Below are 26,355 nucleotides of genomic sequence, written 5' to 3' on the forward strand. Positions count from 1 at the left end.
GCCCGCGCCCCGCCCACTGGGCCGGCCGGCCGCGAGAACCAGACCGCCAGCCCCGGAGCCGCCCGATGACGGACCAGCCCACGCACCCCGCCGCCACCCCCGCCGAGGGGATCGACGAGGCCGTACGGGCCGAGCTGACGGCGCTGCGCGAGTCCATCGACAACATCGACGCGGCCGTGGTCCACATGCTGGCCGAGCGTTTCAAGGCGACCCAGAAGGTCGGCCGCCTCAAGGCCGAGCACCGGCTGCCGCCGGCCGACCCGGCGCGGGAGAAGGAGCAGATCGAGCGGCTGCGCGAGCTCGCCGCCGGCGCCCGGCTGGACCCGGTCTTCGCCGAGAGCTTCCTCACCTTCATCATCGCCGAAGTGATCAGGCACCACGAGAAGATCGCCAGCGACGTCGAGCTCGGCTGACGTCGGGCAGGGTAGCGCGTCTGCTCCGGCTAAATGTCTGATTTCACCCCCGAGCGCGGGTGCGGCTAGCGTGCTGTCGTCCACTCCCCGAGAGGCGGTGCGCCCGATGGCGGACACCAAGCAGCGCAAGGCCCGCCGCCCGTGGTGGGTGGAGATCCCGGTGATGACGGCGCTCGGACTGGCCGCGGCGCTGGTGATCAAGACCTGTCTGTTCCAGGTGTTCTCGATCCCGTCCGGTTCGATGGAGAACACCCTGCAGGTCGGTGACCGGGTGGCGGTCGACAAGTTCACCCCGCTGTTCGGCTGGGAGCCGAAGGCCGGTGACAAGGTCGTCTTCCACGACCCGGGCGGCTGGCTGCCGCCGGAGCCCGCCAAGGGTGCGGTCGCCGGTGCGGTCGGCAGCACCCTGAGCTTCGTCGGCCTGATGCCGCCGGCCGGCGACGAGTACCTGGTCAAGCGCGTCATCGCGACCGGCGGGCACACCGTCGCCTGCCACGGCACCACGCTGACCGTGGACGGCCGTAAGGTCAGCGAGCCCTACCTCCACCCCGGCGACGACTCCTGCTCCGGCCTGGACTTCGGCCCGGTCGCCGTTCCCGCGGGCTACGTCTGGGTCGAGGGCGACCACCGCAGCGACTCCGCCGACTCCCGCTACCACCGCGACGACCCGGCCGGCGGCGCCGTCCCGGTCGCGGACGTGGTCGGCCCGGTCTCCGCGGTCATCTGGCCGCTCAACCACATCGGCACCGCGTAGCCACCAGGGGCTGGCCTGGGTGCTAACGCTTGCTCTGGGCGGCGAAGGCGCCGGCCAGGACCAGGGCACCGCCGGCCAGCTGGGGCAGGCCCAGGTGCTCGCCGAGGAGAACCCAGGCGAGGACGGTGGCGACGACCGCTTCGAGGTTGGCGACCACGCCGGCGACCGGCGGGGAGAGGTGCTGAACGGCGACGACGCCGGTCAGATAGGCGAGGACGGTGGCCACCAGCACCATCCACGCGGCGGGCAGCGCGGCCGGCAGGCTGTGCCCGTTCATGGTCACCGAGCCGCCGAGCAGGCTCCAGTCGGCCTCCCACGGGCGGGTGAAGACGGTGAGCACGACGGCGCCGATCAGCAGCCCGTACGCGCTGACCGCCATCGGGTCGACCGGCCGCTCGCCGCGCCGGCCGGCGTCGGCGAGGACGAAGTAGCCGACCTGGCAGCAGGCGGCGCCGAGGGCGAAGAGGACGCCGAGCGCGTCGAAGCTCAGACCGTTCCAGACCTCGACCACACAGGCGAGGCCGGCGACGGCGACGGCGGCGCCGATCGAGGCGCCGCGGGAGATCGGACGTCGCTGGACGAACTTCACGTAGCCGAGCAGCAGCGGCGGGCCCAGGTACTCGATGAGCAGCGCGACGCCGACCGGGATGCGGGAGATCGCCGCGAAGTAGCAGGCCTGGACGCCGGCGACGGCGAGCAGGCCGAAGCCGATCAGGACGCCGGGCCGCTGCCGGATCGCGTCCCGGTGCCGCCAGGCCAGCGGCAGCAGGACGAGGGCCGAGCCGGCCACCCGCAGCCAGACCACGTGCAGCGGGGAGAGGCCGGCCTCGATCAGCGGCTTGGCGGCGGTTCCGGAGCCGCCGAAGGCGAAGGCGGATACCAGGGCGAGCAGCAGCCCGGTGGTGAGGGCGGGGCGGCCGGCCACCGGTGAGGCGGAGGCGGCGGAGGCGGGGACGGAGTCGCCCGGCGCGGGGGCGGGCGAGGCGGGGCGGGTCGAGCTGGGCACCGACGCATTGTGCCAGCCGACCCGCCCGTTTCGTAAGGTGCTATCCCACTGGTTGGTACTGGTTCGGCTGGTCAGTGGGCTTGGCCGCCTGGCCGGTGGGCCGCGGGACCGGCGTCCGGGTGGGCCCGGTGGTCGGGGCCGTGGTCGGCGCCTGGGTGGTCGGGGCGTCGGTCGTGGGCGCGGACGGGGTCCGGTTCGGCCAGCGGTTCGGCCTGCTCGGCAGGCCGCTCGGCTGCTGGGTGTCCGGGGTCGCCGGGTCGGTGCTCGGCGCCGGGGTGGGCGTCGGGGTGGGCGTCGGCGTCGCGGTCGGGGTGCTCGCCGAGGGCTGGCGGACCGGGCCGGGGAAGTCGGTGGAGTCCTGGCCGGCCAGCGCCGCCTTCATGTACGCGGTCCAGATCTGGGCCGGGAAGCGGCCGCCGGCCGCGCTGCCCTGGCCGCCGACGCCGTCCAGCGAGACCTGGTTGCCGGTGGCCGGGTCCTGGCCGAACAGGCCGACCACGGTCACCAGGTCCGGGGTGTACCCGGCGAACCAGACCGACTTGGAGTCGTCGGTGGTGCCGGTCTTGCCCGCCGCCGGACGGTTCAGCGCGGCGGCCCGGTAGCCGGTGCCGCCCGGGTCCTGGATGACGCCCTGGAGGATCGCGGTGGTGGCCCGGGCGGCGTTCTTCGAGATCACCTGGGTCGCCTTGTGCCCGGGCAGGGCCACCGGCTCGCCCTCGTGCTGCAGCGTCTTCACCAGCCACGGGGTGATCTGCTGCCCGTCGTTGTCCAGGGTGGCGTACACCCCGGCCAGCTCCAGCGCGCTCGGCGTGGCGGAGCCGAGCGGGATCGAGGGCAGCGCCTTCAGGCCCGGGGTGTCCTCGGGCAGGCCCAGCGCCACGGCGGTCTGCCGAACCTTCTCCAGGCCGGCGTCCTGCGCCAGCTGCGCGTACACCGAGTTGACCGACCAGTCGGTGGCCTGCTGCAGGGTGACCTGGCCGTAGCTGCGGTCGCCCTCGTTCGGCGGCGCGTACGGGGTGCCCCTGCCGCCGCGGACCGGGCGCCGGCTGGTGCCGTCGTACACGGTGTCGGCGGTGATCCGGTCGCCGGACTGGGTGCGCGCGCCGCTGTCCAGGGCGGCGGCCAGGGCGATCGCCTTGAAGGTCGAACCGGCCTGGTAGTCGGTGCGGGTGGCGTTGTCGATCCAGTGCTTGGTGGCGTCGGCGCCGCCGTACAGGGCGACCACCTGCCCGCTCTTCGGGTCGACGGAGACCGCGCCGGCCTGGGCGGCGGCGTCCACCTTGCGCTTGTCCGGGCTGAGGTTGTCGGTCAGCTGCGACTGGACCGAGTTCTGCAGCGCCTGCTGCCGCTTCGGGTCGACGGTCAGCGTGACGGTGTAGCCGCCCTGGGCGAGCTGCGCCTCGCCGATGATGTTGTTCGAGGTCAGGTACTCGGTCGCGGCCTGCACCAGGTAGCCGGCCTGGCCGGACAGTCCGAGCGCGCTCTTGGGCGCCTGCACCTCGGGGAAGGTGGCCGCGGCACGGTCGGCGGCCGACAGCCAGCCCTCCTGCACCATGCCGTCGAGCACGTAGTTCCAGCGGCTGACCGCGCGCTCCTTGCCCTGCGCGGTGGCGGTGGAGACGTCGAAGGCGCTCGGCGCGTTCAGCAGGGTCGCCAGGTAGGCGCCCTGGGCGGGGGTGAGCTGCGCGGCGTCCACCCCGAAGTAGGCCTGGGCGGCGGCCTGGATGCCGTACGCGCCGCGGCCGTAGTAGGAGGTGTTGAGGTAGCCCGCGAGGATGTCGTCCTTGGTCTCCGTCGCGTCCACCTTCATCGCGATGAAGACCTCCTTCACCTTGCGGCTGATGGTCTGCTTCTGGGTGAGGTAGGCGTTCTTCACGTACTGCTGCGTGATGGTGGAGCCGCCCTGGGTGCCCTCGCCCTTCGCGGTGTTCAGCGCGGCGCGGACCATGCCCTTCACGTCGACCGCGCCCTCGTCGTAGAACTTGCGGTCCTCGGCGGCCAGCGCGGCGTGCTGCGCGGCGGGGGAGATCTTGTCCAGGCCGACGATCGTCCGGTTGGTCTGGCCGGTCCGGGCGAGCACCGTGCCGTCCTGGTACAGCCAGGTGTTGCTCTGCGCGGTCGCCGCCGCGTGCGCGTCGGGGACCTTCACCAGGACCACGCCCAGGGCGAACAGCCCGACGCCCAGCAGGACCGAGGCCACCATGCCGACCAGCGTGATCCGCCAGGTCGGTATCAGCCGGCGCAGGCCGGTGCGCTTGTGCCGTTCCTTCTCGCTACGGGGCAACGGAGGCCTTCCCGCAAGCCCCGCCGGGCTGCTCTCCTCGAAATGACGGCATGGACTCGCCAGCCTTACTGATCGACTTGTCAGATGTTAGGGACCTATGTCCCATTTCGCCTAAGATGATCTTTAAAATCCGCTTATCGTCACAGGTAGAGTGCGGTCATGAAGCGGCCGAGCATCCTGTACGTGACCGATCTCAACTACCCGGCCCGCGGCCGCCGCTACGGCGACGAGGACGTCCGGCTCACCGGCCGGCTGCGCGAGGACTTCGACCTCGCCCTCTGCCACCCGCTGGACGCGCTCTCCCTGATGGACGGCTTCGACGCCGTGGTGGTTCGCAACAGCGGCCCGGTTGTGAACTACACCACCGCGTACGAAGCGTTCCGTGCCGAGGCGCTGCGCCGCTCCGTCCGCGTCTACAACCCGCTGACCGGCCGCGGCGACATGGCCGGCAAGCAGTACCTGCTCGACCTCACCGCCGAGGGCCTGCCGGTGATCCCCACCGTCGACACCCCGGACGCCGTCGACACCGTCCTGCCGGCCGCGCCCGACGACGCCGAGTACGTGGTCAAGCCCAAGCAGGGCGCCGACTCCATCGGCCTGACCTTCACCACCCGGGCCGGACTCGCCGAGCTGGCGGCCGGCTCCGAGGTGCTGATCCAGCCGCGGATCGACTTCCGGTACGAGGTCTCGTTCTACTTCGTCGACCAGGACTTCCAGTACGCCCTGTACGCGCCCGACCCCGAGCGCCGCTGGGAGCTGCGGCCCTACCCGGCCACCGCCGAGGACCTCGCCTTCGCCCGCCGCTTCGTGGCGTGGAACACCCTCGCCCACGGCATCCAGCGGGTCGACGCCTGCCGGACCCGCGAGGGTGCCCTGCTGCTGGTCGAGCTGGAGGACCTCAACCCGTACCTGTCGCTCGACCTGCTCGACGAGCCCACCCGGGAGGCGTTCACCGCCGCGTTCCGCGCCTCGATCCACGGCCTGCTGAACGCCTGAACGACCGAAGGCCCCTCGCTTCCGCGAGGGGCCTTCGACCTGTCTGTGCGCCGCCAGGGACTCGAACCCCGGACCCGCTGATTAAGAGTCCGATGGCCGACGAGTCGGACGGTGACGAATGACGCCGCACCGCACCGTTCTCACAGGTCAGCAGGTGTCAGGCTGTACTGGCCACCATCGGTGCTCCACGGGGTGGTTCGGCGCTACCGTTAGCCCGGTGCTACCACGGCTGCGCCGACGGACCGTGGCCCTCGTTCTGGGGCGGCGGTCATTCGGACCGACTACACCACTGACTACTACGCCCTTTTTGGGCGTCCGGCCGGATGCTGACCTGGCCACCATCCGCCGGGCCGACCGAGCGGCGGTGCGTCACGCCCACCCGGACGGTCGCCCCGAGGCTGACGCCACCCGCGCGCACGACGAACATGGTGCGCATCAATACGGCGTGGGAGGTGAGCGACCCACTCAAGCGGGCCGACTACGATGCCAGCCGTCGTGTGACCACTGGCAGCAGTACCACCTCGGTTGGGTCGCGGCCAAAGCCGCCGCCACCGCCCCCGCCGCGTCGAGCGGTCTGGACACCGGCCGCGTTGGACTTCGGCACTGCTTACCAAGGTAAGCAACCGGCGGAGCGGGTGGTGACGGTGCAGTTTGAGGACGGTTCCACGATCCAGCGCGCCACGGTGCTGGACGAGTCGGGGTTGTTCTGGTTCGTGGGGCCGCCCCGCTTGACCCAGTGGCTGAAGGATGAGATCGAGGCCGGCCTCCGGTCGCAGCTGTCGCTTCAGGAGGCTACTCAGGCGGGTCTCAAGCAGGAGGCGGGTCGTATCAAGGCCAAGCTGGGCGTCCTGTACGACGATCGTCTCGACGGTCGGATCAGCGCCGGCGACTACGACTTGAAAGCGGTTGCTCTCCACGCGCAGCAGGCCGACATCACGCGGCAGCTGAAGGTGCTGGAGGCCGAAGACACGTCATACCTCGATAAGGCCGTCAGCTTCGTGGAGATGACCCAGCAGGCCGCAGACGAGTTCACCCGGTCGAGAGACGGCAGCAAGAAGCAGGAGCTGATCGGTGAGCTGTTCGACAAGCTCATCTTGGACGGCGAGCGGCTTGAGCCGACGTACAACCTGCGTGCGAGCTGGCTGCTGACCGAAATTCTGCCTTTGAGTGAGCCTGGTAACGACAAATTCGGACGAGGTGACTATGGCCCTATGGAAACGAAAAAAGCCCCTGGCGGGACTCTTCGTTTCTCTCGGCGGGCAGCCGCAAACACTATTCGAACACTGTTTGGCAAGTGATGTCAATAGCCTATTAGGCTTTGCTGGCCACGGCTCTCCATATTTCCCCGCATGGAAGAGCTGTGGGCCAGGCGCCGCCAGGTCGATCATTCACGGCGGCGTACCCATTTTCAAGATATTTCAAAATTGCATTCAATGCAAATATTGGCTGCTGCTTTCAGGGATCGATCTCAGGCCCAGGTCTCGCTTCAGCGTATCCGGCGCAAGGCTTTAGCTACGGCATCCTGGAGTTGACTGCGAGTCATGACTGAGCGACGTGGGATGCCGAGATCGCTAGCCTGGTGGTAAAGTTCGGCCTTGGTCAGCATGGAAAGATTATCCCTGGGTGCACTAGTTCTCCCTTTTGCAGTGGAGGCTTCTTTGGATCCCTTTGCGTTTGCCGAGATGTCACGTGTTATTGTTCGACCTGCGACAACTTCGATGGGCATGCAATATGGGATCTCGAATGTCAGCGGCAGCCGAAACTCGGAATCGGCCATCCGCTCTTGAAAGATGACAATCCCTTCTTTCCTTACGAGCATCCATTCCACTGCAACCTCTACCGAGCGGCCTGGCGGTACCGTCACTTCGACTTCTTCCTCCACGCTGGCGCTTGTACGGTCTGACCTTGAGTAATGCCGGGTCACGGTCTCCTGCGTCCGCCCCGCAAGCGTGCCGATCCCAGCGATTGAAATCCCTCCTTCGTTTCCGCGTGTCGTCGCCCGATCTATGCTAATCATCGGAATGCGCTCGAAAGTCTGACTGAACTTAATCCTCCTTTTTTGAGGTGAGTCGATGGTATCGTTGAGGGCCTGGCGAATATCGGTTGCGAGTAGGGAAGTGTGCTGGCCGGATTCGGCTACTTCCTTAAGGATGACTTTATTGAAGTCAATCGCAGGGCGGGTCCCGAGGTTTGCGAACAGATCGCCCTGCGAGGTTCCGCCTATCGCCAACCCTGAGAAACCTTTTGAATGTCCAACGGATCCCGTTTGAGGGCTCAAAGTTGAACCGGGAATACTTGGCGTGGTAGGCGGTATGCGCAATCCAGAGAAGCTTCCAGTCTGCAATCCTCCGGCCATCGGAGATGCCGTCATGGGTTGCATGATGGGCCATGTTTGATTACACAGGCCGCATTTCATGAACTGCCCAAAAGATGTGATACTGACCGGGGCGCTTGACGGTGCGAGCCGCTTCTTGATTGGCCAATAATCCATAATCGACAGGGAAGTTCTGGTGGCAAGTTCATATACCAAGCTTGCTGCAACTTTTCGAGAAAGGATCTTGCGCCTGCATGCGGGGCATGATCCCGTTCTTATGTAATAGTCCATTTGATTGCTAAATGGCAACGGCATGGCGCCCCCTCTTAAAAAGGATCTCCTCCAAGTAACACACTACGCGCGGATCCCGTGGGGGGCGCGACTTGGGCTTTCACTGGCTCGGGAGGCCGGAACGCTGGCCGTCGAGTGGCAGATCATTCAGATCGGCTGGGCCACCGCCATCACCGCCCAAGGACGACAGCGGCGGCGTGGTGGCGCTCGACTCGGTGACCGTCGATGTCCTCCGGGCGCATCGTGCCCGGCAAGCGGCCGAACGGCTGGCGCTGGGGTCGGACCGGCCCGACACGGTCCACGTCTTCACCACCGAGGACGGCAAGCCGCTTCACCCGGACTATGTCAGCCGGCACTTCGTCCGAATGGTGAAGCGGGCCAACACCCTGCGAGTCGGCGACCAGGGTCAGGCGGTGGCCGATGTGCAGCGAGCGCTCGGCTTCACCGAATCCGGCGTCTTCGATGACGAGCTGCGCCGCGCCGTCTTCGACTTCCAACGCGAGCGCGGCCTCACGGTCAACGGCATCGTGGACCCGCACACCTGGTATCTCCCCGCCCCGAACGAGCCACTACGCCCGTATCCACATCCGGACTGCCTGCCGCCCATCCGGCTTCACGACCTGCGCCACGGGGCCGCGACGCTGGCACTGGCCGCTGGGGGAGACATGAAGGTGATCTCGGCCATGCTGGCACTCGACCATCCAGGTCACGGCGGACACCTACACGTCGGTCCTGCCGGAGGTGGCACGCGAGAACGCCGAGGCGTCGGTAGCGCTGGTGCCGCAGCCCAAGCCCGCGCGAGCCGATGACGGCGCGGTTAGCCTCGCGCTTTCACGAAGCTGACTGTCCGGCAGGTGGTCAGCAAAGCAGAAAGTGCCTCTGACCAGCGAGAATAAGGATTGTCTAGGCCCTTGTTCCCGCGCCCGTCGGAGGCACTTCCCAGGTGAGTAAGCGTATCGGGTCATACCCGCGTGTCCGCGTCGAGGGCGGTGGTCGCGGGGTGGTCTCGCAGTCCGGCGCTGTGCTTCTGGTCGAGACCGCCCGCAAGGCAGGGCTGGACACGGCGATATCGGCGGCACTGGCGCCGTGGCGCAAGGCCCGGGCGGTCCACGACCCGGGCAAGATCCTGCTGGACCTCGCGCTCGCGGTGGCGCTTGGCGGGGACTGCCTGGCCGATGTCGCGATGCTGCGGGCCGAGCCCCCGGTGTTCGGACCGGTGGCCTCCGACCCGACAGTCTCCCGCCTGGTCGACACCCTCGCCGCGGCCGGATCCCGTCCACTGGCGGCGATCCGGCGGGCGCGGGCCGAAGTCCGCGAGCGGGTCTGGCGGTTGGCGGGCGAGGCGGCCCCGGACGCGGGTGGCGAGGTGGTCGTGGACATCGACGGAGTGCTGGTCCTCGCGCACTCAGAGAAGCAGGACGCGGCCAAGACCTGGAAGAAGACGTTCGGCCATCACCCGCTGTTCGCGTTCGTCGACCACGGCCGCGAGGGCTCCGGGGAACCGGTCGCCGGGCTGCTGCGGCCGGGGAACGCGGGCAGCAACACGGCCGCCGACCACATCGAAGCGGCCCGCCTGGCTTTGGCCCAGCTGCCGAAGAAATACCGGCGCGGGCGCCGGACCCTGATCCGCACCGACTCCGCCGGCGGCACCCACGACTTCCTCGACTGGCTCACCGCACGCGGCCGATGGCTGTCCTTCTCGGTCGGGATGACCATCACCGACGCCGTTCACCAGGCCGTGCTGAAGATCCCGGCCCCGGCCTGGACGCCGGCCGTTGAACCCGGCGGCAAGGTCCGTGACGGCGCCTGGGTCGCCGAACTCGCCGGCGACGTCCTCACGGGCTGGCCGAAGGGGATGCGGCTGATCGTCCGCAAGGAACGGCCCCACCCCGGCGCCCAGTTGCGCTTCACCGACGCCGATGGCATGCGCCTGACCTGCTTCGCCACCAACACCACGGGCGTCCCAATCGCGCGGTTGGAGCTGCGGCACCGCCGGCGGGCCCGGGCCGAGGACCGCATCCGCGCCGCCCGCGACACCGGCCTGCGCAACCTGCCCCTCCACGATGCCGCCCAGAACCAGGTCTGGCTGGAGATCGTCCAGCTCGCGCTCGACCTGCTCGCCTGGATGCCCATGCTCGCGCTGGCAGGCGACGTTCGTCGGTGGGAGCCCAAGCGCATGCGGCTGCGGTTGTTCTCCGCCGCCGCCCAGCTCGTCACCACCGGCCGCCGCAGCTACCTCCGCCTGGCCCGCCACTGGCCCTGGACCGGCACGATCACCAGCGCGTTCGCCCGCCTGCACACCCTGCCGGACCCTGGCTGACCAGCGACATCGCCCCATCCCAACGAGCAGCGGTACTTCCGGAGTCGTGGAACCCGGCGCCCACCCGACGCGCCAGTCGGGCCCTCGGCATTCCTACAGGCAGAAGACCCGGCTCGGACAAGCAGAAACGGCCCGCCAGCCGAGCTGACGAGCCGTCATGCAAGATCGAGGCTAGCCCCTCGCTGGCGCCGAGCCTCGGGAACGCCAAAGGCCGTTCTTCCCGAAGGAAGAACGGCCTGGTCAGGCGATTGCCTCGCTGTGCGCCGCCAGGGACTCGAACCCCGGACCCGCTGATTAAGAGTCAGCTGCTCTAACCAACTGAGCTAGCGGCGCTTGCTGACGAGGAAGACCTTACACGGTTCGGCCCGATGTTTGAAACCCGATTGATCGGGGTAGTCCCGTGCAGCCCTCGCCGCCGACCCAGGGGCCGCGCGGCTACCCGGCAGCCACCCGCAGACCCGCGCCGCGGTCGGCCGGACCGAAGGCCTCGGCCAGCAGGCGGTACGAGCGGAGCCGGTCCGCCGGGTCGTGGGTGAGCGTGTTGACCACCAGCTCGGACACCCCGTGCAGCTCCGCCAGGCCGGTCAGGGCGGCGTGCACCTGCTCCGCCGTACCGGCGACCAGCGCCGCGCCGTTGGCCAGCGCCCGGCTGCTCTCGGCGCCGCTCCACCGGTGGGCCCGGGTGGCCGCCCGGGACGGGAACGGCTCGTCCAGGCCCAGGTCCTTGCGGCTGCGCCAGAGCAGGAAGGCGGTCGCCAGCTCGTCCGCCTCGGCGGCGCTCTCGCCGACCACCACCCGCACCGCGAGCGCCGCGCCCGCCCCGGCCGGACCCCGGGGGTGCCCGGCCCGGCCCCGGCGGAACGCGGCCAGCGCGGCCGGCCCCAGTTCGGGCCGCAGGAAGTGGGCGAAGGCGAAGCGGGCGGCGGGCAGCCCGGCCGCCAGCTCCGCCGAGCCGGTGCCGGCACCGAGCAGCCACAGCTCGGGCTCCCGATAGCCGGGGGCCGGCTCGGCCAGCCGCCGGGTCAGCTCGGCGACCTGCTCGGGGAAGCGCTCGGCGGGCCCGCCGGCCCGGCCGATGCCGAGGTCGACCCGGCCGGGGTGGAGGGCGGCGAGCACCCGGAACACCTCGGCCACCTTGAGTGCCGGGTAACGGGGCAGCAGTACCCCGCCGGAGCCGACCCGCAGCCGCCGGGTGTTCTCCAGCAGGGTGGCGACCATGATCTCGGGCGCGGTGCCGGCGAAGCTCGGCGAGTGGTGGTGCTCGGCGACCCAGTACCGGTGGTAGCCCAGGCGGTCGGCCTCCCGGGCCAGGTCGACGGAGGCGCGCAGCGCGTCGGCGGGCCCGGCGCCGGCCGGGATCGGGGACTGGTCGAGGACGGAGAGCCGCAGCGTCATCAGGCTGCCCCGCCCACGGTCGCCGGGACGATCCGGAAGTCCCGCTGGAACACCAGGTTGTGCAGGTCGGCAGCCACGATGGCGCGCATGGTGGGGAGTTCGGCCGCCGCCTGTTCGGCGGTGAACACGTTGAGCGGCCACTCGCCGACCGTGCCGCCCTGCAGGTGCGGGTGGTGGAACCCGGCGCCGTAGAACGCCCGGATGAGCACCGGGTTGATCCCGGCGGCCCGCTGCTCCGGCCAGGACAGCGCCCAGATCGCGTCCACCCCGCCGTCGGCGGAGCGCTTGACCCCGGTCGCGGTGATCTCGCCGGTGCCCAGCAGCAGCCGGGCGTTCAGCTCGGCCAGCGCCTGCCGGGCGTACCGGTCGAGCAGCGGGACGGCGGCGGCGAACAGCCGCTCCTTGCCCTGGCGGGAGGCGGCGTCGCCGTGCCGGCCGTCCCGCAGGTCGGCGAAGTGGCGCAGCAGCGCCTCGGTGTGCTCGGGTGCGGTGGTGCTGCTCATGCTGCCCTCCTGGTGTAGGCGGTGCCCAGCCAGCGGCGGAGCCCCGGATCGGTGAGAAAGGTGCCGTGCGGCAGGTCGTCGAACTCGCCGAGGTCGACGGTGTTCCCGGCGGCGCGCAGCCGCCGGGCCAGGGCGCGGACGTCGTCGGCGACCGGGTCGAGCCCGCCGACCGCGAGGACGGTGGGCGGCAGCCCGGCGAACGACTCGGCCTCGTCGGGGGTGGAGTAGAGCGGCGGCCGCTCCGACCGCCGGGAGAGCGGGTGGCGGCGGGCCGCGCCGCGGTAGTCCCGCCAGGCCGCCAGCAGCGCGGCGCGCGGTGGGAAGGCGCCGGGGTGGCGCCCGTAGGACGCGGCCCGGCAGTCCGGGTCGACCGGCGGGTAGGCCAGCACCTGGGCGGCGGCCGGGCGGCCCGCGTCGCGCCGGACCAGCGCGGCGCAGGCGGCCAGGGTGCCGCCGGCACTGTCGCCGCCGACCGCGGCGGGCCGGCCCGAGCGCCGCTCGGCCCAGTCCAGCGCGGTCAGCACGTCCAGCAGCGCGGCCGGGTGCCGGTGGCCGGGGGCCAGCCGGTAGTCGACGCTGACCACCGTGGTCCCGGCGTGCCGGGCCAGGTCGGCGCAGGCCTGGTGCCAGCCGTCGACCGAGCCGGCCCGCCAGCTGCCGCCGTGCGCCCACACCAGCCACGGCGCCGTGTCGCTGCCCGGGTCGAAGGTCCGGACGTACACCTGGTGCCCGGCGGCCGGCAGGAGCTGCGACTCCCAGCGCACGCGGGCGGCCGGACTGCGGACCTCGGGCAGCGACATGGGCGTTCCTCTCGGCGAGGTGCGGGCAGGGGTGTCGGCGGCCGCCCGGCCGGGGCCGGGGGCGCGCCCCCGGCGGGCGGCGGGCCGCGGCGGCACGGGGGACGAGGGCACCCGGGGCCCGGAGAGTTCGGGCCCGACGGGGCACGTCCTCAGTCTTCCCCACCGCGGGCCGGCACGAGGGGCGCCAGCCTGACCCTGTCAGGGGCAGGTTCGGCGGCGGCCCCGCGGGCAGGATCCGAGACAGAGGAGGCGGAGGTGGCCCGGCGCGACCGGCTCCAGCGGCGCATCGCCGGCCGCTCCACGCAGGTGTAGAGCACGCTGCCGGCGAGCAGCGTCAGCACCAGGAACCCGGCGATCACCAGGAAGCCGACCGGGGTGGAGAACCGGACATCGTCGAAGAGCGAGCGCACCCAGAAGATCGCCACGCCCTGGCACAGGTAGAAGCCGAAGGAGACCTCGCCCAGCCAGACCATCGGACGGCTGCGCAGCCAGCTGCGCCGGCCCTGGACGTCCACCACCGCGACCGCGCCGATCAGGGCACCGATCGGCACCACCGTGGCGACCACGAAGCCGTACTGGAACGGCACCACCCAGGCGGCCGCGTACCCGGCCGCCATCAGCAGGACCGCGGGCAGCACGCCGAGCGCGCGCGGCCAGCGGCCGGCCAGCACGATCCGGGCCAGCAGGATGCCGAGCACGAACTCGAACATCCGGCCCGGCGGGAACAGGTAGCCGAACCAGAACTGCTGGTCCGACACCGGGGTGATGGCCGACTTCGGGCTGTCGGGCACCAGGTACGTCGTCACCAGCTGCACCGCCACCGTGCCGGCCACCATCAGCGCGGCCCACCACCACAGCCGGCGTTCGGCGATCCGCCGGATCGGCCCGATCAGCAGCGGGAAGGAGAGGTAGAACAGCATCTCGCTGCCCAGCGACCAGGTCGGCGGGTTGACGCTGAGGTTGATGTCCGGCTGCGGGAACCAGGTGTGCAGCAGGAAGAGGTTGGACAGCCAGCCAGCGGTGGGCGCCATCGACCCGGCGAACAGCAGCATCGCCAGCGCCCAGATCACCAGGTGGTTGGGGAAGATCTTCATCATCCGGCGGCGCAGGAAGGCCGCCGCCCGCTCGCCGGGTCTCGCCGCCCACGCGAGCACGAAGCCGCTGAGCACGAAGAAGAACGAGACGCCCAGGTAGCCGGCCTTGACGAAGAGCCACTCGTAGGCGTGCGCCACGTCCGGATCGGCGAACGGGTTGATCGGACGGTTCGGCGGGATGGGGGAGTTGCTCAGTCCGGTGTGGAAGCAGAACACCATCAGGGCGGCCAGGAAGCGCAGCCCGGTGAGCGAGGGCAGCTTGGGCGGGGACACCGCCGGTCCGGCGGCCATCAGTCTGCCTCGATCTCGTTGCGGAAGACCACGATCTTGGCGTCCTTGGCCACGTAGTAGTTCTGCACCGAGTACGCGATGGTGGCGAAGTCGAGGCGCCCGTCGCCGGTGAAGTCGGCGGTGGCGATCCGGGCCACCGACTCGTCGGAGACCCGCCACTTGGCGAAGACGCCGTTGGCCAGGTCGAGCGCCTTGTAGTAGATGACGCCCTGCCAGGGGTGCGGTCCGCGCAGCGCCACCAGGAACTCGTCCTCGCCGTCGCCGTCGAAGTCGGCGCAGACGATCTGGTGGCCCGGGCCCTCGCCGTTCTCGTTGGGGTCGCCGTAGACGTCGAGCAGGAAGCGCCTCCAGCCGGCCTCGGCGGCGGGTCGGGCCGGGTCCTCCTTGACGTACACCGCCACCGTGTTGCCGTGGAACGGCTCCACCGCGGCCACGTACGCCATCGGGTCGTCGCCGATCCGGCCGCAGTTGAGGTCGCCGCTGCCACGGAAGCCGGTCCGCTCGAACTGGCCGAGCTCACCGGTGCCGATCAGGGTGCGCACCCACTCCCCGCGGGCCTCGTCGAACCACAGCCAGGTGACGCCCTCGTCGGAGGCCAGCAGCACCGAGTCCAGCGCGGAGCCGGGTATCAGGCCGGCCTTCTTCTCGGCGCCGTGGATCATCCGGAAGTGGCTGTCGTCGACCACCTCCATCGGCCACTCCTCGGCCGTGTGCACGTCCTCGGGCTGGGTGAACAGCACCACCGGCAGCACCGCGTGCACGTCCTCCTTGGCGACGATCGGCAGGCCGATCACCTGCAGCCGGTCGGTCCGGGTGAAGTGGCCGACCCGCAGCCGGTGCATGCCGGTGGCGCGCCCGATGTAGTGGCGCTTCCAGCGGGACTCGTCCTTCTCCGGGTGGCCCGGGTTCTCCAGCCAGTCGATCTTCCCGCCGGAGGTGTCGGCGTCGACGATGGTGCCGATCGGGCCGTACAGCTCGTAGCAGACCACGATGTCCGGGTGGCCGTTGCCGCTGATGTCGGCGTAGTCGGCGCCGACGGGCATCCGGATCCGGTCGGCCACCAGCCGGCGCTGCCAGTCCTCGCCGTTGCGGTACCAGTAGATCTCGCCCAGGCGCAGCCCGTAGCCGAACAGGTCCGGGCGGCCGTCGCCGTCGATGTCGGGCGCCTCCAGCCAGTAGCCGTCGCGCAGTTGATCGGCAACAAGTTCCGGGACGAACTTCGGAATGCGGACCATCACTCACTCTCCTCGTGGTATTCGACGGCGAGCCACACGCAGTCGGTGTCGGCCCGGTACTGGTGCCAGGGGTATTCCAGGGCGCGGTCGCAGAACGGCTCGTGGGTGTTTCCCGGGGCCATCGGGACGTCCTCGTACCGTGATTCACGGGTCGGCCGGTGGAACTTCTGCATCCGGCCGAGGCCGTGGATCTGGGTGTGCACCTCCACGAACGGGTGCTCGTGGTGGATCCCGCAGTCCGTCCCGGCCGGTGCGAACCAGAGGTTCACCCGGACCGCGAACTCCCGCTCGGCGCCGGCCGCCTCGCGCAGCAGTGGCCCCGGATCCAGCCGGACGGTGCCGAGGGTGTCCTGCGGGCTGCGCCACAGCGGGGTGTCGCGCGGGTAGGACGGCAGCGATTCGGCCAGGTGGTGCCAGCCCGGCTCGCCGGTGAGGCCGGCGAGCGGACCCTCGGTGGGCCGCAGCACCACCAGGTGGTCGGCCTGCTCCACCACCGCGTCCCGCAGCACCGTGGAGGCCAGCGGCGGCAGGGACTTGCGCGGCCGCCCGGCCAGGGCCGCCGGAGTGGGCCCGGCGTTCAGCACCACGGCCTCCCCGGCGATCCGGTGGGCGCGGGCGCCGGCCACGTGCGCGGCCGCCACCAGCGGGCCGGAGAAGGCCAGCGCCCGGACCAGGTCGGCGGCCATCAGGCGCCCGCGTACGCGCCGGAGCCGGCCAGCTCGACCGAGAGCTGGTCGATCGCACTGCCCGGGACGAACGGCACCACCGCGGGGCCCTCGTCGAAGAAGTGCGCCACCGCGCCGACCGTCCGCTCGCTGGCCCGGCCGTCGCCGTACGGCGAGGCGGCCGCGGCCATCCGCCGGTACTGCTCCGGGTCGCCCAGCAGTCGCCGGGCTTCGGCCAGCACGCCCTCGGTGGTGCGGCCGACCAGCCGGGCCGTCCCGGCGATCACCGCCTCCGGGCGCTCGGTGATCTCCCGCAGCACCAGGGTCGGCTTGCCCAGGGCCGGGCCCTCCTCCTCCGCGCCGCTGCTGTCCGAGAGGATCACGTCCGCCCGCTTCATCAGCCGGCAGAAGTTCAGGTACGGCAGCGGGTCGACCACGGTGATCCCCGGGTGGTCCCCGACCAGCGGCAGCAGCGCCTCGCGCACCACCGGGTTGCGGTGCAGCGGCACCACCACCCGCACCGAGCCGTCCTCAGCCAGCGCGGCCAGCGCCCGGCCGATCTCCGGCAGTTGCTCCCAGGACTCCCGGCGGTGCGCCGAGGCCAGCACCACCCGGCGCGGATCGGCGTCCAGGTCGGCCAGCGCCGGATCGCCGTAGTCGCCGGCGAGGTCGCCGGCCCAGCGCAGCGCGTCGATCACGGTGTTGCCGGTGACCACAATCCGGTCCGGGCTGATGCCCTCGCGGATCAGGTTGCCGCCGTTGCCCGGGGTCGGCGCCAGGTGCAGCGCCGAGATCTGGGCCACCAGCCGCCGGTTGGCCTCCTCCGGGAACGGCGAGTGCAGGTTGCCGCTGCGCAGCCCGGCCTCCACGTGGATCACCGGCAGCCGGTGGTGGAAGCCCGCCAGGGCGCCGGCCAGCGTGGTGGCCGTGTCACCGTGCACCATCACGGCCTCCACCCCGAGGTCCGGCAGCTGCTCGGCCAGGCCGCTCAGCGAGCGGTGGGTGACCTGGGCCAGGGTCTGGCGCGGCGCCATGACCTCCAGGTCGACGTCCGGGCGCAGGCCGAAGGCGCCCAGTGTCTCGTCCAGCATCTGGCGGTGCTGCCCGGTGGAGACCACCACCGGACGGAAGCGCGGATCGTCCCGGAAGGCCCGGATGACCGGTGCGAGTTTTATCGCTTCCGGACGGGTTCCCAGAATCACGGCGATGGAACGCATGGTGAAACTCCTCCATGTGGAAGGGAATTCAGGGAAAGCGGCTCGGGAACAAGCATCTCCGGACGCCGACGGACCGTCAACGCGCGTACCTGGCACGGCTTATGAAAGAAAACCGCCGCAGCGCCCATTTCGGCGCTGCGGCGGTCGATTGCTCGCGAAACAGTGTCAGGACGGCTTGACGGAAAGCGAGTGGCGGAAATAGTCGGTCGGGTCCCACTGCTTCTTCACCCGCTGCAGCCGCGGATAGTTGCCCTTGTAGTACAGCTCGGTCCACGGCACCCCGGAGCGGTTGCGGGCCGGGTCGGCCACGTCGGTGTCCGGGTAGTTGATGTAGCAGCCGTCGTGCGCCTCACCCGGCACCGGCACCCCGCCGGTCTCCGCGAAGAACTCCTCGTAGATCCCGCGTGCCCAGCCGAGCGCGGCCGCATCCCCCTCCTGGTCGTGCCAGAAGGTCTGGAAGCACATCTTGAACACCGAGCTGCGCTGCGAGTTCGCGGTGGCGTCCGGGGCGGCCGCGTTCACCTGCCCGCCGAAGGAGAACAGCACGATCATCGTGTCCGGGTTCCAGTACGACGGATCGCTCATGTGCCGGTACATCACCGCGATCTGCCGGTCCGAGAAGTTGCGCCGCATGTACGCCGACTTGTGTGCGCCGCGCGCGGTCGGATCGGTGATCGTCGGGTTGTTGGTGCCCACCAGCCGGGTCGCCTGCAGCCACGGCAGCCGGCGCGGCCTGGCCAGTTGGGGCAGCGCGGTCAGCTCCCCGGACGGCTTGGTCATCGCGGTCGCGCTCAGCCCCGTCCCGGCGGTGATCGCCGCCAGGTAGTCGTCCAGCAGCCCCTGGGCGTTCGGCACCGTCGCGTCGACCTGGGTGAACATGTCCAGCGTCCCGTGCGCCTTGTGGCAGACGTTGAACAGGCTGCTCAGCGCGGTGTACGGGCTGTCCGGCGCGCTGTTCGCCTCGTGCCAGGCGCCGAAGTTCTTCAGCAGCCGGGTGAACTGCCGCTCCGACAGGTCCTTCCACGGGAAGGAGACCGCGCTCACCAGCACCGTGGACGGCGGCCGCACCAGCAGCCGGGACGGATCGGTGCCGGAGGCGCCCGGCGAGCGGAACCAGTACCGGGTCACCAGGCCGAAGTTGCCGCCGCCACCGCCGGTGTGGGCCCACCACAGCTCCCGGTTCGGGTCATTGGCCTCCCGGGTCGCCACCACCGTGCGGACCTTCCCGGCGGCGTCCACCGTCACCACCTCCACCGCGTACAGGTGGTCCACCACCAGCCCGTGCGCCCGGGAGAGCAGCCCGTACCCGCCGCCCGCGATGTGCCCGCCGGCGCCGACGCTCCAGCAGATGCCGCCCGGGACGGTCACCCCCCAGCCCTTGTACAGCGCCTCGTACACGTTCATCAGCCGGGCGCCCGGCTGCACCGAGAACGCCCGCATCGCCGGGTCGTAGGTCACCTCGGTCATCTCGGAGAAGTCCAGCACCACCTCCACCTCGGGGTTGCAGACGAAGTCGGCGAAGCAGTGCCCGCCGCTGCGCAGCGACACCCGCTTGCCCTGGCGCACCGCGTCGCGCAGCGCCCGCTCCGCGTCGGGGGTCGAGCGGATCATCCGGACGTAGTCGGGGCGGGCGACGAAGCGCTGGTTGTTGCCGGTGGTCAGCAGCTCGTAGCGGGGGTCGTCGGGGCGTATGGTCGCGCCGGTCGGGGCCGCGGCCACCGACTCGGAGCCCGGCGACGCGGCCCGGGCCACCGTGGTGGCCAGGGTGCCGGAGACCGCCGTGCCGCCCAGCACGGCGGCCGAACGGGTCAGCATGGTCCGGCGGTTGACGCCTGTCATCGTGGCACCTCGATCTTCCTGGGGGATTCCGGTATTGGCACGGACCGCACGCGGCGCGGAGTCCGGTCGAGCAGGGCCGAGAGCAGGGCCACCCCGAGGCCGGCGGCGGCGAGCGCCGCGCCCACCAGGTTCGGGGCGGTCCAGCCGAGCCCGCCGTCGATGGCGAGCCCGCCGAGCCAGGCGCCCAGTGCGTTGCCGAGGTTGAAGGCACCGATGTTGGCGGCGGAGGCCAGCGCCGGGGCGCCCTCGGCCTTGGTCATCACCCGCATCTGCAGCGGCGGCACGGTGGCGAATCCGGCCACCCCGAACAGCGCCAGGGTGACCACGGCGGCGGCCTTCCCGTGCGCGGTGAGCGAGAACACCGCCAGCACGGCCGCCAGCACCGCGAGGATGGCACACAGGCTCGGCATCAGTCGACGGTCGGCCATCCGGCCGCCGAGCACGTTGCCCACGCACAGCCCGCAGCCGAACAGCACCAGCAGCCAGGTCACCGAACCCGGCGCGAAGCCCGCCACCTCGGTCATCATCGGCGCGACGTACGTGAACGAGGCGAACACGCCGCCGAACCCGAGCATCGTGGTGGCCAGCGCCAACCACACCTGCGGACGCCGGAAGACGGCCAGCTCCCGGCGCAGCCCGCCGTCGGCCGGCGCGGGCTGCGCGGGCACCAGGGCGGCCAGCGCGACCAGGGCCAGCACCCCGAGCGCGGTCACCGCCCAGAACGTCGAACGCCAGCCCAGGTGCTGCCCCAGCGCCGTACCCAGCGGCACGCCGAGCACATTGGCCGCGGTCAGGCCGGTGAACATCATCGCGATCGCACCGGCCCGCCGGTCCGGCGCCACCACGTCCGCGGCCACCACCGAGCCGATGCCGAAGAACGCGCCGTGGCACAGCGCCGCCACCACCCGCCCGGCCAGCAGCAGCCCGTACCCGCCGGCGAGCGCGCACAGCAGGTTCCCGGCCACGAACACGCCCATCAGGGCCAGCAGCACGGTCTTGCGCGGCAGCCGGGCCCCGGCCGCCGTCATCAGGGGCGCGCCCACCACCACGCTGAGCGCGTAGCCGGACACCAGCAGCCCGGCGGTCGGGATGGAGACCGACAGATCAGCGGCCACCTGCGGCAGCAGGCCGACGATCACGAACTCCGTGGTGCCGATCGCGAAGGCCCCGACGGCCAGCGCGAGCAGGGCGAGCGGCATGGCGGCCACTCCTCTCGTCGTCGACGTCGACCGGTCGTCAGATCTGGCGCAGCGCACCGCCGTCCACCGCCCACTCCGCCCCGGTGACCTGGCCGGCGGCCGGCGACAGCAGGTACGCGATCACCCGGGCGACGTCCTCCGCCGCGCCGATCCGGCCGGTCGGCAGCCGGCGCACGTCGGTGACGAAGTGCTCCACCGCCTCCTCGGGCGGCAGCCCGAAGCGCTCGGCCAACTGCTCGGTGAAGCCGCCGGGCGCGTCCCACAGCGCCGTCCTGGTCGGCCCGGGGGAGACCACGTTGGAGCGCACCCCGCGGCCGCCGAACTCGGCCGCCAGCGACTTGGAGACCGACAGCAGCGCGGTCTTGGCCGCCGCGTAGTCGACCATCGGGAAGTCCGGGAAGCGCGCCGCCTCGCTGGCCACCTGGACGATCGCCGACCGCTCCTCCAGCAGCAGCAGCGGCAGCGCCGCCCGGGTCAGCCGCAGCGCGGCGAACAGATTGAGCTCGAAGGTCGCCTTCCACTCCAGGTCGGAGACGTCCAGGAAACCGGAGCGCGAGGACAGCCCGCCCAGGTTGTTGACCAGGCCGTCCAGGCGGCCGTGCCGGTCCAGCACCGCGTCGATCACCGCCCGCTCCGAGCCGGGCTCGGTCAGGTCGGCCGCCACCGCGCTCACCCGGCCCGGCGCCAACTCCTCGATCGGCCCGGGCTTGCGGGCCACGCCCACCACGGACGCGCCCTCCTCGGCCAGCAGCCGGGCGGTGGCCGCGCCGATGCCGGCCGACGCACCGGTGACCAGGAAGACCCGGCCGGACAGTTGAAGATCCATCGTGGTTCGCTCCTCGGATTCGCACACTCGGACAGCAAGCAGTCAGCGGTGGCGGTGCCGAACGGGGCACCGCCACCGCTGAGGGGGAGGGGGGTCGGGCCGGGGGGTCCGGCCGGGGATCAGGCCGGGGATCAGGCCTTCTTGCGCAGGAACACGGCCGCCATCAGCGCACCGACCAGCACGATCACCGCGTTGACCAGCACCGCCGTGGAGACACCGCCGAGGATCGCGTCCGCCCCGGCCGAGTCCGCGATGCCGGCGGTGGCGATCGCGCTCATGATCGGGGTGCCCATGGTGATGCCGATCTGCTGGGTCATGGTCGCCACACCGGTCGCCATGCCCTGGTCGGCGTCGGACAGCCCGGAGGTCGCGGTCACCATGAACCCGACGATCACCAGCATGTTGCCGACACCGCCGACGAAGGTCGCCAGCAGCAGCAGCCACATCCAGCTGCGGTCGTCACCGAGGCCCAGCAGCGCCGCCGTGGCCACCGCCTGGACGATCCCGCCGACCACCAGGGTCGGCGTGGTGCCGATCTTCCCGATCACCCGGGCCGCCGTCACACCGCCGGTCACCGTGCCCAGGCCCAGCACCGCGAAGGACAGACCCGCCGCCAGCGGCGAGAAGCCCAGCACCTTCTGCAGGTAGAGGGTCATCAGGAAGACCAGCGAGGTCTCGGTGACGAAGGCGATCAGACCGGCCAGGTTGCCCCAGATGACCGTCCGCTTGTGCAGGATCCGCACCGGGACCAGCGGCTGCGCGGCGCCCTTCTCGACGAAGTAGAACACCACCAGCAGCACCACGCCGACCGCCAGCGCGACCAGCGCCGCCGGGTCGCCGAAACCGTGCTCGCCGGCCGCGGTCAGGCCGAACACCAGGGACAGCAGGCCGACCGTGACCGCCAGCGCACCCGGCACGTCCAGCTTGGCCCGCGCCTCGCCGCGGCTCTCCACCAGCACGGTCGGGGCGATCAGCAGCACCGCCAGCGCCACCGGCACGTTGATGAAGAACGCCCACCGCCAGCTCAGCAGGTCGGTCAGCACGCCGCCGAGGACCGCGCCGGTGGTGAAACCGGCCGACATCAGCGCGCCGTTGAGGCCCAGCGCCTTCTCGCGCAGCGGCCCCTCCGGGAAGGAGGAGGTCAGCAGCGACAGCCCCGCCGGGGTCACCGCCGCGGTGGCCAGGCCCTGCGCCACCCGGGCGATCAGCAGCATGGTCGGGTCGACCGCCAGACCGCCGAGCAGGGACGACAGGCCCAGCACGGCCAGGCCGATCATGAACAGCCGGCGCCGCCCGACCAGGTCGGCGATCCGTCCGAACAGCAGCGTGAAGCCGGCCGCGGCCAGCGCGAACGCCGTTGCGATCCACTGCAGTTGGGCGAGCGGGAAGCCGAGGCCGCGGCCGATCACCGGCAGCGCCACGTTCAGGATCGAGAAGTCCACGGCCAGCATGAACTGGGCGACCAGCAGGACCACCAGGACCAGCTTCAGCCGTCCGGTCAGTTTCTCCGGTACCGCCGTGGTCCGGGCCGGGCCGGCCACCTCGTCGATCGTCGACATCGTCAGGCTCCTTGTTCTTCGGTGAGGTTGGATGATTCAGACAGCACGAGCCTGCGCGCGGGCGGCAGGGGCAGCCAGGCCCCGGCGATGCGTACGACCGCGGTTCCTACCCTTGGCAGGGTTACGTTCCGCCGGTCCGCCGAGGCCCCCGCACGGGGATACTGGGCGGCATGGACACTCCTACGGAGCTCGGCGAATTCCTCCGCACCCGGCGCGCCCGCCTCCGCCCCGAGGACGTCGGCCTGGTCTCGTACGGCGCCCGGCGGCGCGTTCCCGGCCTGCGCCGCGAGGAACTCGCCCAACTGGCCGGAGTGAGCGCCGCCTACTACACCCGGCTGGAGCAGGGGCAGAGCGGCAACGCCTCCGAGGCCGTGCTCGACGCCCTCGCCCGCGCCCTGCGCCTGAGCGAGGACGAGCACGCCCACCTGCGCAACCTGGCCCGCCCGGGACGTGCCCGGCGCAGGCCGCCGGAGCGCCCGGAGAGCGTCCGCCCCGCCGTCCGGCAGCTGATCGCCGCCCTGGACGTGCCGGTCATCGTGCTCGACCGGCGCAGCGAGGTGCTCGCCTGGAACCCGCTCGGCCACGCCCTGATCGCCGGCCACCTCGACCCGACCGCCCCGGACCGCCCGGCCGACCGGCCGAACCTGCAGCGGATGCTCTTCCTCGACCCGCACACCCGCGAGCTGTACCCGCTGTGGGAGGAGGAGGCCCGCCGGGCGGTGGCCTCGCTGCGGCTGGCCGCCGGACGCCACTCCGACGACCGCAGGCTCGCCGAGCTGGTCGGCGAACTGCTGATGAAGAGCCCGGAGTTCGCCGATCTGTGGGCCCGTCACCCGGTCCGCAACTGCGTCTCGGGGGTAAAGCTCTTCCACCACCCGGTGGTGGGCGAGCTGGAGCTGACCTTCGAGACGCTGCGGACCGCCGACGAGTCCGGCCAGTGGATGCTGATGTACAGCGCCGAGCAGGGCTCGGTGGCCGAGGCCGGACTGCGGTTGCTGCGGGAGGCGGAGGTCCACCCGCGGCGTGCCGCCGCCCGGCATTGACGCCGGCCGGTCGGGGTTCAGCCGTCGGCGCATCTGCGGTGCTCCATCCGCTCGGCGAACTGCTGCCAGGCCTCCGCGCAGGCGGCGGCCACCGCGGTCAGCGTCCCGGTCGAGTGGGCCGGGACGCTGGCGGCGATCCGGTCCCACTGGGCGGCGCTGAGCGAGTGGAGTTGGAGCATCCGCAGCAGCAGCCGGCCGTTCTCGGTCAGCCGCAGCGACGGGTCGCGGAACAGGCTCTCCACCTGTGCCGCACCGCGGCCGCCCGGCGGGAGGTGGACGAGCCGGCCGGTGGAGCCCGCACCGCCGGTGGCCCCGCCGCCGCTGACGGACTCGGTACCGGCGACAGCCCCGGCCGGTTCGGTGGCCGGGTCCGGTTCCGTCCGGTCGTCCGCGGACACCGTCCGGAACCCTGCGGTGGGCCGGGGGGCCCGCAGTCCGGGTCCGGTCCGGTCGGGTCCTGCCCGGTCGGGGCGGGGGAACGCGGAGCCCGGGGAGTGGGCGCCGACCGGGGACCGGGGCGCGGGGACGGCCCGGAGGGGTACCGGGTCCTCCCCGCGGCCGATCCTGTCGCGGACGTCCCGGACGGTGCCGGGGGAGATTCCGGCCTGCCGGGCGATCTCCCGCAACGACGCCTCGGGGGCGTCGGCGAGTAACCGTCCGGCCGTCCGGCGGCCCTCGGCGCTGTCCACCGGGCGGGCCCGGCCGTCGCGGCCGATCCGGACACCGGTGGGCTCGGCGGCGACCATGCCGCCGGGGCCGGCCGGGCCGGAGCGGGTCCGCAGGGCCGCCACCGTCTTGGGGGAGATCCCCGCCGAGGCCGCGACCGCCCCGTCCGACCAGCGCGGATGTGCGGCCAGGATGCGGCGGGCGGCGGTCCGCCGGTCCGCCGCGGTGAGCGGCAGCCCGTGCTCGGTGTTGGCCCGGACCCCGAGGACGAAGGCCTCCTCCGAGGTGCCCTCGAAGAAGCGCACCCCGATCTCGGTCTCGCCGCGGAGCACGGCCGCCCGCAGCCGGTGCATGCCGTCGATCACCCGCATCGTCGGACGGTGCACCGTGATCGGCGGCAGGCCGGGGCCCGCGTCGATGAGCAGTCGGACATGGTCCAGGTCCACGCCCGCGCTGCGGGGGGAGTCGGCCGGCCGCAGCCGGTCGATCGCCACCCGCCGGACCGGGCCCAGCCCGTCGACACCGTCCATGGTCGAGCTCCCTCCCCGTCGCTGACTCACTGTCTCCATAAACAAACCAACCATGCGGTTGGTTATTTGGCAACAGAGCGGGTCAGCAGAGCGGCGATGGTCTGGACCGGCCGTGCAAGTCGGGAGATTCCCGGGTTGCGCACCGGGCCGCGCGCGCCGGGTGGTGAGCCCGGCCGGCGTCAGCGCGTCGAATCCGCGGTGCGCAGCTCGGTGTCCACGTAGGTGCACAGCCAGCTGCGGAACTCCGGCCCCAGGTCGGGGCGTTCGCAGGCGAGCCGGACGGTGGTGCGCAGGTAGTCGGCGCGGTCGCCGGTGTCGTAGCGGCGGCCGCCGAACACCACCCCGTGCACCGAGCCGCGCCGGGCCAGCACCTGCAGGGCGTCGGTGAGCTGGATCTCCCCGCCCCGGCCGGGCGGGGTCCGCTCCAGCACCTCGAACACCTCGGGCTGCAGTACGTAGCGCCCGATCACCGCGTAGCGGCTGGGCGCGGTGCCCGGATCGGGCTTCTCCACCAAGTCGGTGACCCGTACCAGTCCGTCCGGTCCGGCTGGGGCCACGGCGGCGCAGCCGTACAGGTGGATCTTCTCGGGCGGGACCTCGACCAGTGCCACGACGCTGCCGCCGAGCCGGGCCTGGACCTCGATCATCCGGGCCAGCAGTGGGTCGCGGTCGTCGATCAGGTCGTCGCCGAGCAGTACCGCGAACGGGGCGTCCCCGACGTGCGAGGCGGCGCACAGCACGGCGTGGCCGAGTCCGCGCGGGTCGCCCTGGCGGACGTAGTGGATGTCGGCGAGGCCGGTGGGGGCGCAGACCCGGGTGAGCCGGTCGGTGTCGCCCTTGCGCAGCAGCAGGTCCTCGAGCTCGTAGTTGCGGTCGAAGTGGTCCTCCAGCGGGCGCTTGTTGCGGCCGGTGACCATCAGGACGTCCAGCAGGCCGGCCGCGACCGCCTCCTCGACCACGTACTGGATGGCCGGCTTGTCGACGACCGGGAGCATCTCCTTGGGGGTCGCCTTGGTGGCGGGGAGGAAACGGGTGCCGAGTCCGGCGACCGGGATGACGGCCTTCTCGACGCGGCTGCTGAGTGGCTTCAGTGGCTTCATGGACGCCACGGTAGG

At 71.7% G+C, this 26,355-nt stretch carries 23 protein-coding genes and 1 tRNA gene; 7 read left to right on the plus strand and 17 right to left on the minus strand.

What is annotated here, in order from left to right; all coding sequences use genetic code 11:
* Positions 1-65: 65 nt before the first annotated feature.
* Both FHR36_RS16585 and lepB read left to right on the plus strand, forming a co-directional pair.
* Positions 66-413, plus strand: a complete 348-nt coding sequence (locus FHR36_RS16585; protein WP_253797990.1) for a chorismate mutase — start codon at positions 66-68, stop codon at positions 411-413.
* A gap of 106 nt (positions 414-519) precedes the next feature.
* Positions 520-1,167 (plus strand): signal peptidase I, encoded by a 648-nt coding sequence (lepB, locus tag FHR36_RS16590; protein WP_253797991.1) that lies wholly within the window; start codon positions 520-522, stop codon positions 1,165-1,167.
* Between the two features lie 22 nt (positions 1,168-1,189).
* Here lepB and FHR36_RS16595 read toward each other — a convergent pair whose 3' ends face one another.
* Complete coding sequence (locus FHR36_RS16595) at positions 1,190-2,092, minus strand: EamA family transporter (protein WP_253799337.1); 903 nt, start codon at positions 2,090-2,092, stop codon at positions 1,190-1,192.
* 121 nt (positions 2,093-2,213) lie between these two features.
* Complete coding sequence (locus tag FHR36_RS16600) at positions 2,214-4,457, minus strand: transglycosylase domain-containing protein (RefSeq protein ID WP_301330268.1); 2,244 nt, start codon at positions 4,455-4,457, stop codon at positions 2,214-2,216.
* A 159-nt stretch (positions 4,458-4,616) separates the two neighbouring features.
* Between FHR36_RS16600 and FHR36_RS16605 the strand changes: the two genes are divergently transcribed.
* Together FHR36_RS16605 and FHR36_RS16610 are read left to right on the plus strand one after the other, a co-directional pair.
* Positions 4,617-5,453: an ATP-grasp domain-containing protein gene (locus FHR36_RS16605; protein WP_253797992.1), complete on the plus strand. Its 837-nt coding sequence runs from the start codon at positions 4,617-4,619 to the stop codon at positions 5,451-5,453.
* A gap of 452 nt (positions 5,454-5,905) precedes the next feature.
* Positions 5,906-6,751 carry a hypothetical protein gene (locus FHR36_RS16610; RefSeq protein ID WP_253797993.1) on the plus strand — a complete coding sequence of 282 codons (846 nt, stop codon included), beginning with the start codon at positions 5,906-5,908 and terminating at the stop codon, positions 6,749-6,751.
* 188 nt (positions 6,752-6,939) lie between these two features.
* Here FHR36_RS16610 and FHR36_RS16615 read toward each other — a convergent pair whose 3' ends face one another.
* The gene (locus tag FHR36_RS16615) at positions 6,940-8,082 is read right to left on the minus strand and encodes a hypothetical protein (protein WP_253797994.1); all 1,143 of its coding nucleotides are present in this window, start codon (positions 8,080-8,082) and stop codon (positions 6,940-6,942) included.
* A gap of 173 nt (positions 8,083-8,255) precedes the next feature.
* Here FHR36_RS16615 and FHR36_RS40300 point away from each other — a divergent pair, with 173 nt between their 5' ends.
* Together FHR36_RS40300 and FHR36_RS16630 are read left to right on the plus strand one after the other, a co-directional pair.
* Entirely contained in the window at positions 8,256-8,867 is a 612-nt protein-coding gene (locus tag FHR36_RS40300) for a peptidoglycan-binding protein (RefSeq protein ID WP_407660835.1), read from the plus strand.
* A gap of 134 nt (positions 8,868-9,001) precedes the next feature.
* Positions 9,002-10,378, plus strand: coding sequence for an IS1380 family transposase (locus tag FHR36_RS16630; RefSeq protein WP_253794585.1), 1,377 nt, complete (start codon positions 9,002-9,004; stop codon positions 10,376-10,378).
* Between the two features lie 259 nt (positions 10,379-10,637).
* Here FHR36_RS16630 and FHR36_RS16635 read toward each other — a convergent pair.
* The 12 genes from FHR36_RS16635 to FHR36_RS16690 form a co-directional block, all read right to left on the minus strand.
* A tRNA-Lys gene (locus FHR36_RS16635) sits at positions 10,638-10,711 on the minus strand.
* Positions 10,712-10,813: 102 nt separating this feature from the next.
* The gene (locus FHR36_RS16640; RefSeq protein ID WP_253797995.1) at positions 10,814-11,773 is read right to left on the minus strand and encodes an MsnO8 family LLM class oxidoreductase; all 960 of its coding nucleotides are present in this window, start codon (positions 11,771-11,773) and stop codon (positions 10,814-10,816) included.
* On the minus strand, positions 11,773-12,276 hold the full coding sequence (locus tag FHR36_RS16645) for a hypothetical protein (RefSeq protein ID WP_253797996.1): 504 nt from the start codon (positions 12,274-12,276) through the stop codon (positions 11,773-11,775). The genes FHR36_RS16640 and FHR36_RS16645 overlap by 1 nt, the downstream gene beginning before the upstream one ends.
* Complete coding sequence (locus FHR36_RS16650) at positions 12,273-13,076, minus strand: alpha/beta hydrolase fold domain-containing protein (RefSeq protein WP_253797997.1); 804 nt, start codon at positions 13,074-13,076, stop codon at positions 12,273-12,275. The genes FHR36_RS16645 and FHR36_RS16650 overlap by 4 nt, the downstream gene beginning before the upstream one ends.
* Before the next feature lie 149 nt (positions 13,077-13,225).
* Entirely contained in the window at positions 13,226-14,461 is a 1,236-nt protein-coding gene (locus FHR36_RS16655) for an acyltransferase family protein (RefSeq protein ID WP_253797998.1), read from the minus strand.
* On the minus strand, positions 14,461-15,696 hold the full coding sequence (locus FHR36_RS16660) for an FG-GAP repeat domain-containing protein (RefSeq protein WP_253797999.1): 1,236 nt from the start codon (positions 15,694-15,696) through the stop codon (positions 14,461-14,463). Before FHR36_RS16660 ends, FHR36_RS16655 begins: the two co-directional genes overlap by 1 nt.
* Positions 15,696-16,382 (minus strand): hypothetical protein, encoded by a 687-nt coding sequence (locus FHR36_RS16665; RefSeq protein WP_253798000.1) that lies wholly within the window; start codon positions 16,380-16,382, stop codon positions 15,696-15,698. The genes FHR36_RS16660 and FHR36_RS16665 overlap by 1 nt, the downstream gene beginning before the upstream one ends.
* Complete coding sequence (gene wecB, locus FHR36_RS16670) at positions 16,382-17,578, minus strand: non-hydrolyzing UDP-N-acetylglucosamine 2-epimerase (protein ID WP_253798001.1); 1,197 nt, start codon at positions 17,576-17,578, stop codon at positions 16,382-16,384. The genes FHR36_RS16665 and wecB overlap by 1 nt, the downstream gene beginning before the upstream one ends.
* Before the next feature lie 165 nt (positions 17,579-17,743).
* Entirely contained in the window at positions 17,744-19,417 is a 1,674-nt protein-coding gene (locus tag FHR36_RS16675; protein ID WP_253798002.1) for an FAD-binding oxidoreductase, read from the minus strand.
* Complete coding sequence (locus tag FHR36_RS16680; RefSeq protein WP_253798003.1) at positions 19,414-20,616, minus strand: MFS transporter; 1,203 nt, start codon at positions 20,614-20,616, stop codon at positions 19,414-19,416. Before FHR36_RS16680 ends, FHR36_RS16675 begins: the two co-directional genes overlap by 4 nt.
* Positions 20,617-20,653: 37 nt before the next feature.
* A complete protein-coding gene (locus FHR36_RS16685; protein WP_253798004.1) occupies positions 20,654-21,442 on the minus strand; it encodes an SDR family NAD(P)-dependent oxidoreductase in 789 nt (262 codons plus the stop codon).
* Between the two features lie 131 nt (positions 21,443-21,573).
* Positions 21,574-23,001, minus strand: coding sequence for an MFS transporter (locus tag FHR36_RS16690; protein ID WP_253798005.1), 1,428 nt, complete (start codon positions 22,999-23,001; stop codon positions 21,574-21,576).
* A 170-nt stretch (positions 23,002-23,171) separates the two neighbouring features.
* On the opposite strand from FHR36_RS16690, the gene FHR36_RS16695 reads away from it, so the two are divergent.
* Positions 23,172-24,044: a helix-turn-helix transcriptional regulator gene (locus FHR36_RS16695; RefSeq protein WP_253798006.1), complete on the plus strand. Its 873-nt coding sequence runs from the start codon at positions 23,172-23,174 to the stop codon at positions 24,042-24,044.
* A gap of 17 nt (positions 24,045-24,061) precedes the next feature.
* On the opposite strand, the gene FHR36_RS16700 is transcribed toward FHR36_RS16695, so the two are convergent.
* Both FHR36_RS16700 and galU read right to left on the minus strand, forming a co-directional pair.
* Positions 24,062-25,240, minus strand: coding sequence for a ParB/RepB/Spo0J family partition protein (locus tag FHR36_RS16700; protein WP_253798007.1), 1,179 nt, complete (start codon positions 25,238-25,240; stop codon positions 24,062-24,064).
* Between the two features lie 179 nt (positions 25,241-25,419).
* Positions 25,420-26,340, minus strand: a complete 921-nt coding sequence (gene galU, locus FHR36_RS16705; RefSeq protein WP_253798008.1) for a UTP--glucose-1-phosphate uridylyltransferase GalU — start codon at positions 26,338-26,340, stop codon at positions 25,420-25,422.
* Between the last annotated feature and the right edge of the window lie 15 nt (positions 26,341-26,355).

The organism is Kitasatospora cinereorecta, assembly GCF_024172095.1.
GTDB lineage: Bacteria > Actinomycetota > Actinomycetes > Streptomycetales > Streptomycetaceae > Kitasatospora > Kitasatospora cinereorecta.